This is a genomic window from Cryobacterium soli, from assembly GCF_003611035.1.
GTDB lineage: Bacteria > Actinomycetota > Actinomycetes > Actinomycetales > Microbacteriaceae > Cryobacterium > Cryobacterium soli.
In genome coordinates this window covers 3,775,840-3,788,485 of record NZ_CP030033.1, presented here as the reverse complement: position 1 = coordinate 3,788,485, position 12,646 = coordinate 3,775,840, and the positions used below count along the sequence as shown (strand labels likewise).

General features: G+C 70.4%; 12 protein-coding genes. 2 read left to right on the top strand and 10 right to left on the bottom strand.

Annotated features, from left to right (window positions below; translation table 11 throughout):
* The 4 genes from DOE79_RS20970 to DOE79_RS17585 form a co-directional block, all read right to left on the bottom strand.
* Positions 1-801 (bottom strand): nuclease-related domain-containing protein, encoded by an 801-nt coding sequence (locus DOE79_RS20970; protein ID WP_245977001.1) that lies wholly within the window; start codon positions 799-801, stop codon positions 1-3.
* Between the two features lie 353 nt (positions 802-1,154).
* Positions 1,155-1,817 (bottom strand): winged helix-turn-helix transcriptional regulator, encoded by a 663-nt coding sequence (locus tag DOE79_RS17595; RefSeq protein ID WP_120339599.1) that lies wholly within the window; start codon positions 1,815-1,817, stop codon positions 1,155-1,157.
* A 5-nt stretch (positions 1,818-1,822) separates the two neighbouring features.
* On the bottom strand, positions 1,823-2,269 hold the full coding sequence (locus tag DOE79_RS17590; protein ID WP_120339598.1) for a VOC family protein: 447 nt from the start codon (positions 2,267-2,269) through the stop codon (positions 1,823-1,825).
* 114 nt (positions 2,270-2,383) lie between these two features.
* Positions 2,384-3,142, bottom strand: a complete 759-nt coding sequence (locus DOE79_RS17585; RefSeq protein ID WP_245977000.1) for a GntR family transcriptional regulator — start codon at positions 3,140-3,142, stop codon at positions 2,384-2,386.
* Positions 3,143-3,320: 178 nt separating this feature from the next.
* Here DOE79_RS17585 and DOE79_RS17580 point away from each other — a divergent pair, with 178 nt between their 5' ends.
* Complete coding sequence (locus tag DOE79_RS17580) at positions 3,321-4,532, top strand: MFS transporter (protein ID WP_120339597.1); 1,212 nt, start codon at positions 3,321-3,323, stop codon at positions 4,530-4,532.
* A gap of 442 nt (positions 4,533-4,974) precedes the next feature.
* On the opposite strand, the gene DOE79_RS17575 is transcribed toward DOE79_RS17580, so the two are convergent.
* Both DOE79_RS17575 and DOE79_RS17570 read right to left on the bottom strand, forming a co-directional pair.
* Positions 4,975-5,559: a flavin reductase family protein gene (locus DOE79_RS17575; RefSeq protein WP_120339596.1), complete on the bottom strand. Its 585-nt coding sequence runs from the start codon at positions 5,557-5,559 to the stop codon at positions 4,975-4,977.
* Positions 5,556-6,146, bottom strand: coding sequence for an NADPH-dependent FMN reductase (locus tag DOE79_RS17570; protein ID WP_120339595.1), 591 nt, complete (start codon positions 6,144-6,146; stop codon positions 5,556-5,558). Before DOE79_RS17570 ends, DOE79_RS17575 begins: the two co-directional genes overlap by 4 nt.
* A gap of 506 nt (positions 6,147-6,652) precedes the next feature.
* Between DOE79_RS17570 and DOE79_RS17565 the strand changes: the two genes are divergently transcribed.
* Complete coding sequence (locus tag DOE79_RS17565; protein WP_120339594.1) at positions 6,653-7,441, top strand: alpha/beta fold hydrolase; 789 nt, start codon at positions 6,653-6,655, stop codon at positions 7,439-7,441.
* A gap of 212 nt (positions 7,442-7,653) precedes the next feature.
* Here the strand turns inward: DOE79_RS17565 and arsM are convergent, their stop codons facing one another.
* From arsM to DOE79_RS17545, 4 genes are all read right to left on the bottom strand, one after another.
* Positions 7,654-8,415 (bottom strand): arsenite methyltransferase, encoded by a 762-nt coding sequence (gene arsM / locus DOE79_RS17560; protein WP_120339593.1) that lies wholly within the window; start codon positions 8,413-8,415, stop codon positions 7,654-7,656.
* A 259-nt stretch (positions 8,416-8,674) separates the two neighbouring features.
* On the bottom strand, positions 8,675-9,340 hold the full coding sequence (locus tag DOE79_RS17555) for an isochorismatase family protein (protein WP_120339592.1): 666 nt from the start codon (positions 9,338-9,340) through the stop codon (positions 8,675-8,677).
* Positions 9,341-9,401: 61 nt separating this feature from the next.
* Positions 9,402-10,868, bottom strand: a complete 1,467-nt coding sequence (locus tag DOE79_RS17550; RefSeq protein WP_120339591.1) for an MFS transporter — start codon at positions 10,866-10,868, stop codon at positions 9,402-9,404.
* Positions 10,865-12,628: an amidase gene (locus tag DOE79_RS17545; protein WP_220094254.1), complete on the bottom strand. Its 1,764-nt coding sequence runs from the start codon at positions 12,626-12,628 to the stop codon at positions 10,865-10,867. The genes DOE79_RS17550 and DOE79_RS17545 overlap by 4 nt, the downstream gene beginning before the upstream one ends.
* Positions 12,629-12,646: the final 18 nt, after the last annotated feature.

The following is a 12,646-nucleotide window of genomic DNA, read 5'->3' as shown; positions in this document are numbered from 1 at the left end:
TCAGCCGCCCAGCATCGCCTGTTCGATCAGCAGGGCCGCGGTCACCGCGCCGCCGCACAGCGAGAGCGAGGCGACGACCGACCAACCCACCCGGCGGATGCGCGCCCGCCGCACCTGGCCGTCGAGCGCGGCGAACCGGGCCATGACGTCGGCGGGTGCCGGGCTGGGATGCTGCCGCCAGGTGGCCGGGCTGTCCAGGATCACCACGGCCTCGGCGATCTCGTCGTCGCTGAGCACCGGCTGCAGCTTGAGCAGCCAACGGCGCAGCACCCGGGCGTCGAGCACCTTCACCTGCACGGGCTTGTCGCGGAAGGTGATCTGCTTGGGGTCGACCAGCGCGATCACGGGTTGCACAGGCGCGAGCAGCGGCATCCGTTCACGCAGCACGGTCGTGACCCGCTCGGCCTCGTGCTCGGCGGCGGGCAGGTAGGCCTTCTTGTGCCCGGAGACCATGACGGTGCGCGCGCCCACCCAGATGTGCTTGCCGCAGTGATGTTTGGTGTTGATGGTGAAGATGCCGCCGGGGCCCACCAGGATGTGGTCGATGTCGGTGTCGTTCTTGCCGATCGGCACCGCGTGGAAGGCGGTCCAGTCCGGCGGCAGCGTGGCGAGCACCTTGCCCACGGTGATCTCGCCCTGCGCGCCGAGGTACCAGCTCACGCTCTCCGGGCAGAGCGGCGACTTGCCGAACAGCCGGGCCACCGGGGTGCGCGGCGGTACCGCGGTCTGGCGGGAAAGGAGGTGTTCGATGACCAGCTGGGCGGCGATGCGATTACGCATGGCGGGGGGATGCAGGGTCACAGTGCTCCTTCGGGCGTGCCCGGACACGGCTGCGCCCGGGGTGTGCGCGTGGACGGGGCAGTCGTGCCGGGACTGCCTCCAGAATGTGCGCCGCTTCGGGGCGTGCAAACCATCCGGGAGCAGTGCGGGCGGAGCGCCCACCGCGTTCGGTGGTCTGAGGTTAGCGAGAGCGGAGGCTTCGGCGGCACCCCCATAACGAGGTACGCCACACAGCGGATGGTCGTGGTCGCGGCCCCCGCGCGGCAAACCCGCGCCGCCACGCACGACTGTTGCCCGATCGGACATATGGGGCCGGTACGCCGGGCGCACATGTCCGTTCCGGAACCAGTTACACCGGGCCGGACGGGGCCCGATCACGCGGCCAGATGGAAGGTGCTCGCGAACCGCGTGAGCAGTGCGCTGCGGCCGCGCAGCACCTCGACCACGCCGGTCTCGATCGCGCGCTCCGGGGCGAGCTCGCCCGAGATCAGCAGACGGATGCCCGGCCCGGCCGCGAAGGCGAGGTCGACCGGTCCGCCGCCAGGCGTCACGTCAAGGCTCCCGCGGGTCACGTCGAGGGCGGAGCCATCCACCCGGATCAGCAGCTCGGCGCCGCCGAACCGCGCCGCGTAGGCGGTCGCCGGCAGGCCCTCGGCCACGTGCGCCCGAAACGCGGTGCGCAGATCCATCGTCATCGAATCGGGCGTGATGACCTGCTCGGCGCGCGGATCGCCCAGGGCCTTGAAGCCCCAGGCCCCGAGCGCGAGCACCACCGGCTCGAGCTCGCGGCCGTACGGGGTGAGCTCGTAGACGATCACGCGTGAGTGCGGCACCCGGCGGATGATGCCCGCCGCCTGCAGTTCCTTGAGCCGGGCCGCCAGGATGTTGCTCGGGATCCGGGCGAGTCCGGAAGCGAGTTCGCCGTAGCGGCGCGGCCCAACGAGCAGGTCCCGCACGATGAGCAGCGCCCAGCGCTCGCCAACGAGCTCGAGTCCTCGCGTGACGCCGCCGTACTGTCCGTAGTCGCGTGCGGCCATGGACCTCAGTCCTGCGCAGTCGCCTGTTGCGCCGCGAAGGCCTCGGGGCCTTGGGCGGCGGCCACCGGATCCATCCAGCCGAATTCGAGGAAGTTGCCGTCGGGGTCGGTGAGCTGGCGCTGGTACATGAAGCCGTAGTCCGTCGCCGGCTGCGGCTCGGAGCCGCCGGCCGCGATGCCGTGGGCGATCGAGGTGTCGACCGCCTCCCGACTGTCGAGGAAGATCGCCGTCGACGCCGTGGGGTGCACCGCCGGGTCGCCGATGGGCAGCTCGGTGAAGGTCTGGAAGTACTCGCGCACCAGGATCATGAAGTAGCTGTGGTCCTCCTCGACGACGACGCAGGCCGCGTTGTGGTCCGAGAAAGCCGGGTTGATGGTGAAGCCGACCGCCGTATAGAACGCCTTCGCGCGCTCCAGGTCGGTCACGGGCAGGTTGACGAACATTGAGGGCATGGTGGTCTCCTTAGTCGGTGTCCCATTGGGGTGTCCGTTGATGCAGGCGATACTTGCAAAAAGCAAGTGAACTGTCAAGGGCCGCAGAGCCCAGCCGGATGCATCAGCAGCCGACTAGAGGACCGTCGCGGCCGGTGCATCCGCCACGATCGACAGGCCGTGCCCGCGCAGCCGGCGGCTGTCGGCGGCGAGGGCGGCGAGCAGCCGGTCGTTGGTCCCGCGGATGTGGTCGGCGAGCAACCGGGCAGCCGTGTCGGCGTCGCGGGACTCGAGGGCATCGAGCACCGCGCGGTGCTCGCGCCAGGCCTGGTCGCGGGCGGCGGGTGTGCGTACCTCGAGCCACCGGGTGCGGGCCAGCCGCGTCATGGCGCCGCGCACGGCATCGACCATGACGGGGTTGCCCGAGAGCCGGCTGAGCTCCACATGGAAGTCGCCGCCGGCGCGTACCCCTTCTTCCGCGTCGCCGTGCCCGGCGGCCGGTGCATCCGCTTCGTCGTCGGTGGACGCCCACGGGGCGGGACGCGCGGCATCGAGCACCGCGGCGAGAACGGCGATGTCGTCGTCGGATGCCCGCGCGACCGCCAGGCGCACGGCGGCGGCCTCCACGGCCTCGCGCAATTCGGCCAGAGCCCCGATCTCCGCGAGGTCGATGGGCGAGACGATCCAGCCACGGCCGTCACGCTGCACGAGCCCCTCGGCGTCGAGCCGGCCCAGGGCGGCGCGCACTGGCGTGCGGGATGCGTCGAAACTCGCCTCCAGGCCGCGCTCGGTCAGCCGCTCCCCCGGCGCGAGCTGCAGCGAGAGAATGGCCGCCCGCAGCCGGTCGTACAGCTGCACGGTCTGCGAGCTGGGCACGTTCGTCGTCATCATCATTCCCTTCCTCACACGCCCGACCCGTCCCGCGAACTATCACTCGAGCACCAGAAATCCGGAGATTCTGGGACTTCACTCGCGGTTCGCGGATGCGTGGGGCTCACGCTGGCGGCTCCGCGCGATTTGGTATACCAAGCTGGTGTACCAGAAGATTAGCAGGAACCCCCGAGGAGCCACCATGACCGCCAGCCCGCCCACCGACACGCAGACCGTGAGCGCCCGCGCCTGGGTCGTGCTCGCCCTCGGTGTGGCCGCGCAGACCGCCGGCACGGTTTTCGTCAGCGCTCCGGCGTTCCTCATCCCGCTGCTGCACACCGAACGTGGGCTCACCCTGGCGCAGGCCGGACTGCTCGCAGCCATCCCCACCTTCGGCATGGTGCTCACCCTCATCCTCTGGGGAGCCCTGGCCGACCGCATCGGCGAGAAGTGGGTGATCGCCGGCGGGTTGCTGCTCACGGCGCTCGCGGCCGGCGGGGCGATCCTGTCCGAAGGCTACCTCGCGCTCGGCGTCTTCCTACTGCTGGGCGGCATGGCCTCCGCCAGCACCAACTCCGCCAGCGGACGCATCGTGGTGGGCTGGTTCCCCAAGCACAAGCGCGGACTCGCCATGGGCATCCGCCAGATGTCTCAGCCGCTCGGCGTCACCGTCGCGGCCGTCACCATCCCGGTGATCGCCGCCGCCTCCGGGGTGGGCGCCGCCCTGGTCGTGCCGTTCGCGCTCACCGCGGTGCTGGCTCTCGCCTGCGCCATCGGCCTGGCCAACCCGCCCCGCGTCGCCCCGCCGGTGGGCGCCCCCGTCGCGCCGGCACGCAACCCGTATCGCACGAGCGGTTTCCTCTGGCGCATCCACGCGGCATCCGTTCTGCTGGTGGTGCCGCAATTCACCATCTCCACCTTCGGGCTGGTCTGGCTGGTGAGCGACCAGGGCTGGGATGCGCTGGCCGCAGGTGTGCTCGTGGGCGCCGCGCAGTTCGTGGGCGCGATCGGGCGCATCGTGATCGGCGTGGTCAGCGACCGAGTCGGCAGCCGGGTGCGGCCGCTGCGCTGGGTGGCGGTGAGCGTGGCGAGCGTGCTGCTCGTGCTGGCCGCGGTGGATGCCGCGCACTGGGGCGCCGCCGCCGTGGTGTTCGTACTCGCGACGACGGTGACCGTGGCGCCGAACGGGCTGGCGTTCACCTCGGTCGCGGAGATGGCCGGCCCGGGCTGGTCGGGCAAGGCGCTGGGTGTGCAGAACACCGGCCAGTTCATCGCGGCGTCCCTGGTGGGGCCGCTGATGGGAGCCCTGATCGGGGTGGTCGGCTACCCGCTCACCTTCGCCGCTGCGGCAATCTTCCCCGCGCTGGCGGTGCCGGTCGTGCCCCGCGCCCACGCCGAGCACGATCACCTCTAGCCCACTCCAGCGAGCGCCTCAGCTACCGCCTGGGGCTGGGACGCTTGAGCGAACGCACCCCGGTCCAGACCGTGCAGCACGACCACTTCGAGAGCACCGGCGGCGACAGCCCGACACGGCCGTCGCGAGCCGGATGCGCGTTGCCGGCGCGCTGGCCGCATCCGCGACTTGCCGGAAAGTGCCCCTTCAGCGCCCGCGAAAGGGCGTTATGCGGCAACTCGGCGAAAAGTCACTTGCTGACTTGCCGCAAAGTGCCCTCTCGGCGCCCGCGAAGGGGCGTTACGCGGCAAGTCGGCGCAGCGGCGGCGAGCAGGCATCCGCGCCGGCACTGAATCCGCGACGTCGTCGTCGGCGCGGCGCTGGCAACGGCACCGGCGCGGAAGAAGAACCGGCGTGGCACGAGGTGTGAGGTGCCACGCCGGCCGATGAGGGCCGAAGCCGGCTACGCGGCCTTGGGCTCCGCGGGAACCAGGCTGCGGAACGCCGCGGAGTGGTAGATCAGCGGGTCGCGGTCATCGCTCACCTTGAGCGATTTCACCTCGAGCAGCACGATCGTATGATCGCCGGCTGGGGTCTCCGAGTAGATCTCGCAGTCGAGCCAGAGCGACGAGCCCTCCACGAACAGCGCACCGAGGTCGGTGGTGCGGGTGTCGATGTTGGCGAACCGGTCGCCCTTACGGGAGGCCAGCTGGTAGCACTCGCGGCCGTGGTCGCTGCCCAGGATCGAGACGCCGATGCGTCCGCCGCGGCGCAGCACGGGCCAGGTCGTGGAGCTGTTCTGCACCGAGAAGAGCACCAGCGGCGGCTCGTACGAGACGCCCACCGAGAACGACGACGCCACGAGGCCGGTCGGCTCACCGTCGATCACGGCACAGAGCGCAGCAACCCCGGAGGGGAACTTGCCGAACGCCCCGCGGATGGCGCTCGGGTCGCTGCTGATGGTCTCCAGGCCGTGCTGGTCGGTCGGTTCGAGGGCCGTGGCCAGGTCGAGGTCGGCCGGGCCGTCGGTGCGGTCGCGGGGGCTCATGCGCTCGCTCCGGTCGACACGGGGGCGGATGCGTCGGAGGCGCTTTCGACATCCGTTTCGGGATTCTTGCCCAGCATGCCCAGCACCAGGGGCTGCAACAGACGGAGCACGGCGAGGTTCTCGGCGGCCCAGGCGGCCACGATCTCCTCCATCTTCTCCATCTGGCCGGTGACGAAGTAGAGGCCCTTGGTGGGCACGCTCGCGCCGAGCTCGACGAGCAGCGGACGCAGGTTGACGTCCGGGCCCATCGAGTGACTGAGGTCGGCGCCGGTCATCACCGGGATCGCCGTCACCCCGCGCAGACCGTTGGCCGCATACCGGTCGAGGAAGCCCTTGAGCAGGCCCGTGTAGGTGGCCTTGTAGGTGGGGGTGGCGACGACGAGCAGGTCGCTGTCGGCGACGGCCTGGTTGAGCTCGGCCATCTCGGCGGAAGGCCACTCGAAGATGTGGCTCGAGTACTCGGCCAGGTCGATGACCCGCAGGTCGTAGGTACCGGCGACGAGCAGCTCGTCGACCAGCGTTTCCGCAAGTTTGAGGGTGCGGCTCTGGGGCTTGGGGTTGCCCACCAGAATGGTAATTTTCAGCATCGTGTTCCTCCATCGAACCACTGGATCAGGTCTCGAACTCGATGCCGGCTACCAATCCGGGTGCTCAGGCGTGCGCGGAACGCACACATCAAGCACCGACGTGCATAGCTTCGTCATCGAATTCGATGAGTGAGCCACTGAGGATTGGTGTCTCAGATGGTGAGCAACGGCTTACGTCGCACTCATAGTCTGCGGTCGCCGGGTTGCCGTGACGTGTCCCGTTCATTACATCTGTGTTTCGCCGTCGACCGGTGGGTTCGGGGGCCTCCTGACCGGCCATTTTGCGGCCTCACGCCGGGGCCGGCGGCCATAAAGGCGGGCACATTGGCGAAACGCCCCGGTGCGCGGGCCGCTGCGACGGCGTGTCACGAGATCCTCCGCCTGTACCGGCCACCCCGGCTGCGGGCGCGGGCGGATGGGTGGGCATCCGTTGCCGCCGCACCGCACCCACCGCGCACGCCGTCGCTGCGGGCACCGGACCCGCGCCATGTGGTGCAATAGAGCCGATGCATACTCCCCCAGCCCCGCCCGCCCGCACTGTCATCTCCCCCGACAACGTGCAGATCGCCACCTACGAATTCGGCGACCCCGATGCCCCCACCGTGCTCGCGGTGCACGGTTTCGCCTCGAGCGCGCTGGCCAACTTCCATGCCACGGGCTGGATCCGCGACCTCGTGCGCGAGGGGTACCACGTCATCGCGATCGACCAGCGCGGCCACGGCCAGAGCGACAAGCCGCACTCCTCCGATGCGTACTCGATGGACCTGCTCGTCACCGACGTGCTCACCGTGCTCGACACCTTCATGCTCGACGAGGTCGACTACGTGGGCTACTCGCTCGGCGCCCGGGTCGGCTGGCACGCCGCCCGGTTCATGCCCACGCGCATCAACCGCGCGGTCTTCGGCGGCATCCCCGACGGCGACCCGCTCACCCGGTTCCGAGTCGACGAGGCGCTCGCGTTCGTGCGCGAAGGCACCCCGGTGACGGATGCGCTCACCGCCGCGTACCTGAAAATGGCCGGCGCCATCCGCGACAACGACCTCGAGGCGCTCATCGCCCTCGTGGAGGGCATGCGCGACGGCCCGCAGCCGCACGCCGCGAACGCACCCGAACAGCGGGTGCTCTTCGCCACCGGCAGCGAGGACCGCATCCTCGAGGCCTCGCGCGCCCTGGCCGAAGCCACCCCGCGCGCGGCGTTCTTCGAGATCCCCGGCCGCAATCACTTCAACGCGCCCACCTCCCGGGCGTTCCGGGATGCGGCGATCAAGTTCCTGGGGCTGCCAGGCTCGTACTGAGCGCGGTCGCGGGGCCGCTCAGCCCCGCAGGAGGCGGCCCGACGCGTGGGCGCGTCGCGCACGCAGGTCACGGGGTCTCGACACGCTCGACCAACGCGTGGGCGCGACCATCCCGCACCTCACGAGGTCTCGACCAACGTGTGGGCGCGACCATTTCGTCGGTCGAGCCTGTCGAGACCACGCGAGACGACCTGCAGGCGTGGGCTCGGCAGCTAGATCGGCTTGACGGCCTTGATGATGGCGCCGTGCATCTGGGCGGCCACCTCGTGGGTGAACTCCACGCTGATGTCGGTGAACCCCACGGCGGTCAGCGCCACCCGGTATTCCTCGTCGGAGAGCGCCCCGGCGATGCAGCCCGCGTAGGAGCCCCGCTCGATACGCTCGGCCTCGCTGAGTTGGTTCTCGGCCACCACGTCAGAGAGCCCGAGGCGTCCGCCCGGTGCGAGCACCCGGAACATCTCGCGGGCGACGGCGCTCTTGTCGGCCGAGAGGTTGATCACGCAATTGGAGATGATCACGTTGACCGTGGCATCCGGCAGCGGGATCTCCTCGATGAAGCCCTTGAGAAACTCGACGTTCGTGGCGCCGGCCTTGGCGGCGTTCGCGCGGGCCAGGGCCAGCATCTCGTCGGTCATGTCGAGGCCGTAGGCGAAACCCGTTGGGCCTACCCGCCGGGCCGAGAGCAGCACGTCGATGCCGCCGCCGGAGCCGAGGTCGAGCACGGTCTCACCCGCACGCAGGTCGGCCACCGCGGTGGGGTTGCCGCAGCCGATGCTGGCCAGCATCGCCGCATCCGGCACCTCGGTCTGCTCTGAGACCGTGTACAGCGCCGAGCCGAAGACGTCGCTGGTCTCCAACGGCGTACCGCAGCAGGAACCGTTACTCACGTCCGTGATCTGCAGCGCCTGCGCGGCGTATCGCTCGCGCACCAGCTCGGTGATGGCCGACTTCTCAGTTACGCTCTTCTCGGTCATCTGCGGTCCTACCTCCAGCACATATCGACGGACGTCAATATTGCCCAGTATGGCGGGAACATCGACGAAGGTCAATGGGCTTACGCCGGCACCGCAGCGCGGAACAGGCAAGCCCGCCGGTCGGTCGGCGGTGCAACTGTTCCCCGTTCGGACAAATGGTGCCGGCACACCGGACGCAATTGTCCGCTTGGGGAACAGTTAGCGGACCAGGGCTGAACGGACCCCGTTGCTGAGGGCTCCGGGGCTGCGGGCCCCGCCGCTAGAGCGACTGCCAGTAGGCCAGCACCAGCGCGGTGGAGTAGATCTCGCCGGTCTTCATGCCGAGGTCGAAGATGTTGGCGGCGTGTACCTCGGGCAGCCGGTCGCCCACGGCGTCTTCCACGATGATCGGGATGAAACCGTTCTGCATGGCGTCGATCGCGGATGCGCGCACGCATCCGCTGGTGCTCAGCCCCGCGATCACGGCGGTGTCGATGCCGCGCGCCACGAGGTTCGACGCCAGCGAGGTGCCGAAGAACGCGCTCGGGTACTGCTTGGTGATCAGGGTGTCGCCGGGCAGCGGGGCCAGGCCGTCGATGAACGCGGAGTACGGGCTGTCGGGCAGGAACGCGGCCAGGGCCGGCACCTTGCGGAAGAAGACCCCGGCGTCCGACCCGTCCGCGGCGAGCAGAACTGTGGTGATGAAGACGGGCACGCCGGCGGCGCGGGCGCCCTCGGCGAGCACCTTCATCTGCTCGACGGGTTTCTCCACCCCCGCGTAGAGGCCGCAGGTCGTGTCGATGTAGGCCACGACCGGGTCGACGATGATCAGCGCCGGCCGGGCACCCGGTTCCAGGCCCCCGGTGTAGCCGGCGGCGGCGTAGTCGGCCGCGGCATCCGGGGTCGCTGCGCCTACTGTGGCGGTGGTGTCTGGGGTGGTGCTCATGGCTGCTCCTGATGTCGGTTCGCGTTGGTCGGGGGTCGAGGGTCGAGGGTCGAGGGCCGGATCATGGATCGGTGATCACGATGATAGGCAGGGTTCGGGCGCGGCCCGGGCGCGGGCCGATCACGCTGAGGATGCCGCCGATGAGCGCGAGCACCGCGAAGAGCACCAGCGCCCACTGCACTCCGGTGACGAAAGCGTTCAGGCCGCCGGGGTCCATGCCGAACAGGGTGCCGTTGTAGGCGGCGAGCCGCTCCGAGGCGCTGAGCCCGCCGGTGGCGATGGCCAGCGCGATCGCGGTGCTGAACAGGTAGCCGGCGTTCTGCAGGGTCGACCGGATGGCGTTGGCGATGCCGCGCCGGGTGGCCGGCACCCGCGACATCAGCGCCGAGGTGTTCGGCGTCATGAACAGCCCCACGCCGAGCCCCACCAGGAACAGCGCCGCGGCGATGAACGGATACGCGGTGTGCGCACCGAGGGTGGCGGCGAACAGCAGCGCCCCGGCGCAGATCAGCAGCATGCCGCCTGAGGTGAGCCAGCGGGGGTTCACCGTGCGCACCAACCGGCCGGCGAACCCGGCGGCGAGCATGGTGCCCACCGGGGCGGGCAGGATCATCACGCCGGCGTCGATGGCGCTGAGCCCCTGCACCCCCTGCAGGTACAGCGAGGCCAGCAGCACGATTGCGAAGTTGCTGATCGCATTGAAGAACGCAGCCAGGTAGATGAACGAGATAGTTCGACTTTTGAACAGGTTCACATCGATCAGCGGATGCTCGCGGCGTTTCTGCAGCAGGACGAACCAGGTCCACACCACGACCGCTGCCACCACCATGGCCAGGATCGCCGGGCTGCTCCAGCCGAGCTCGCCGCCGAAGGAGACCACCATCACGAGCAAGGCGATGCCCAGCACCGAGAGCACACTGCCGAGGTAGTCCATGCTCTCGTGCCGCACCCGGGGCCCGGACCGGGGGATGAGCTTCATCGAGAAGAGCAGCCCGATCAGGCTGATCGGCAGGCCGCCGAGGAAGATCCAGCGCCAGCCGACGACATCGGTGACGACCCCGCCGAGCAGCGGGCCGAGCACCTGCCCGACCGCGGCGACGGTGGCGTTGAGCCCTAAGCCGCTGGAGAGGATGTGGCCGGGGAAGACATCCGTGAGCAGGGCGGTGGTGTTGGTGATGATCGCCGCGGCGCCCACGCCCTGCACGAGACGCATGGCGATGAGGAAGGCGGGGTCGGCGGCGAGACCGCAGCCCAGGGTGGCGAGCATGAAGATCACGATGCCGGCCAGGTAGAGCCGGCGGCGGCCGAGGATGTCGGCGACCCGGCCGAAGACCAGGATCAGCGTGGTCGTGGCGAGCATGTAGACCAGCAGCACCCAGGTGACCTGGATCGTGGACGCCCCGAGGTCGCGGGTGAGGCTGGGCAGCGCGATGGACAGGCCGCTGGAGTTGATGAAGACGAGGATGACGCTGAGGCTGGTGGCGAAGAGGATCTGCCAGGCCCTGCGCGCGTCGGTGCCGGCGCTCATGAAACCGGGCGCTCGGGCGCCCCGGTGCCGGCCACGCCCGGGAGCCGGCGGTGGTGGTCGGTGGCGTCCTGGAACGCCATCGCGGCGGCCAGGCAGAGCTCATCCTGCCAGGGCCGGGCGATGACCTGGATGCCCACGGGCAGGCCGTCCGGGGCCAGCCCGGCGGGTGCCATCAGGGCCGGGAAGCCCGTGTAGTCCCAGAGCCGGGTGTTGCGCGGCACCACGTCGTGCAGGTTGAACACCTCACCGTCCACGGTCATGGTGAGGTCGTCGAGCCGCGGGGCGGTGGCGCCGATGCCGGGCGTGAGCAGCAGGTCGACGTGGGCGGCGTCCATCCGGTCGAGCACATGCTGTTGCACGAGCGGCCGACGGCGCAGCGCCCGCAGGTAGTCCACCGCGAGCGGTACAAAACCGCAGTCCAGCCGGGCGTTGGTGCCCGCGTCGAAGAGGTCGCGTCGGTCGTTGTTGGCCTCCTGGTTGGAGGCGAGTTCGCCGTAGAACACGTTCCAGGACTCGTCGTGCACGGCCTCGAGGCCATCGAATTCGATCGGCACGATCTGGGCCCCGAGCCCGGCGAATATCGCGATCGCGTCTTCGTACGCGGTGAGCACGGCGGCGTCGCAGCGGTCGGTGAACCAGCCGCGCGGCACGCCGATGCGCATCCCGGCGACCAGGACCGGGTCGGCGGCGAGGCGGGGCACGGTGGCGCCGGCAGTCGGGTCGACACCGTCGGGGCCGGCCATGAGCGGCAGCAGCAGGGCCAGGTCGGCGGCGGAGCGGGCCATCGGGCCCACGTGGTCCATGGTCCACGACAGCGAGGCCACTCCGGTGCGCGGCACGAGCCCGTAGGTGGGCTTGATGCCGGTGAGGCCGCAGAGCGCGGACGGCACCCGGATCGACCCGCCGGTGTCGCTGCCGAGCGCGAACGGCACGAGTCCGGCGGCCAGCGCGGCGGCCGACCCGGTGGAGGAGCCGCCGGTCCAGCGGGTCTCGTCCCAGGGGTTGGGCACCGGGCCGTAGCGGTCGTTGTGCGGGGAGCCACAGGCGAACTCGGTGGTGGCCGACATGAACACCGGGATCGCCCCGGCGGCCCGCAGCCGGCTGACCACGGTGGCATCGGCCGGGGCGATGCGGTCGCCGGTCTGGTTCGAACCGGCCGTCACCGGGGTGCCGGCCACGTCGATGATGTCCTTGATGGTGAACGGGATGCCCTCCAACGGGCGCTCGGTACCGGTGCGGTAGCGCTCGTCGCTGGCCGCGGCGGCCTGCCGGATGCCCGCGATCCCGGCCAGCACCGCGGCCGGAGCCGGACCGTCGGCGGCCCACCGTGGCTCGAGCAGCGCCATGGCCGCGGATGGCGTGAGCGTTCCGGCGCGATAGGCGGCGAGCAGTTCGGTGACGGTAAGGGTGGGAACGTGGAGGGGTGCCGCACCCGGCATGGTGGCCGCGCCCGCAGCCAGGATGGCAGGCGCGGCGGCGGTCGTGACGGCGGGCACCACGGCACCAACGGCCTCACCGGCCGGCTCCCCCGCCGGCTGACCGACCACCACACCGGTCGCGCCTGGCCCCGCCGGATCTGCGGCGGCGAGCAATCTCCGGAACAGCAGGTCTGCGTGGCCGGGCTCGTTGGCGTCGGCGGAGGGCGACGCCGGCATCGGGTGGCGGCGGCTCTCCTCCAGCCCAGCCTGCAGCAGGGGCGTGATGGTGAGGCGCGCCTGCTCGTTGCCGAAGACGGTGTTCGTGCCGGTGGTGGTGCTCATGGGGTACCCGTTCTGCTG

What these genes read in the sequence shown, in the direction of transcription:
- arsM (WP_120339593.1), bottom strand. Translation starts at nt 8,415, where the DNA reads ATGACCGAGAAGAGCGTAACTGAGAAGTCGGCCATCACCGAGCTGGTG.
- DOE79_RS17580 (WP_120339597.1), top strand. Translation starts at nt 3,321, where the DNA reads ATGACCGCCAGCCCGCCCACCGACACGCAGACCGTGAGCGCCCGCGCC.
- DOE79_RS17585 (WP_245977000.1), bottom strand. Translation starts at nt 3,142, where the DNA reads ATGATGATGACGACGAACGTGCCCAGCTCGCAGACCGTGCAGCTGTAC.
- DOE79_RS17565 (WP_120339594.1), top strand. Translation starts at nt 6,653, where the DNA reads ATGCATACTCCCCCAGCCCCGCCCGCCCGCACTGTCATCTCCCCCGAC.
- DOE79_RS17590 (WP_120339598.1), bottom strand. Translation starts at nt 2,269, where the DNA reads ATGCCCTCAATGTTCGTCAACCTGCCCGTGACCGACCTGGAGCGCGCG.
- DOE79_RS17570 (WP_120339595.1), bottom strand. Translation starts at nt 6,146, where the DNA reads ATGCTGAAAATTACCATTCTGGTGGGCAACCCCAAGCCCCAGAGCCGC.
- DOE79_RS17550 (WP_120339591.1), bottom strand. Translation starts at nt 10,868, where the DNA reads ATGAGCGCCGGCACCGACGCGCGCAGGGCCTGGCAGATCCTCTTCGCC.
- DOE79_RS17555 (WP_120339592.1), bottom strand. Translation starts at nt 9,340, where the DNA reads ATGAGCACCACCCCAGACACCACCGCCACAGTAGGCGCAGCGACCCCG.
- DOE79_RS17595 (WP_120339599.1), bottom strand. Translation starts at nt 1,817, where the DNA reads ATGGCCGCACGCGACTACGGACAGTACGGCGGCGTCACGCGAGGACTC.
- DOE79_RS17575 (WP_120339596.1), bottom strand. Translation starts at nt 5,559, where the DNA reads ATGAGCCCCCGCGACCGCACCGACGGCCCGGCCGACCTCGACCTGGCC.
- DOE79_RS17545 (WP_220094254.1), bottom strand. Translation starts at nt 12,628, where the DNA reads ATGAGCACCACCACCGGCACGAACACCGTCTTCGGCAACGAGCAGGCG.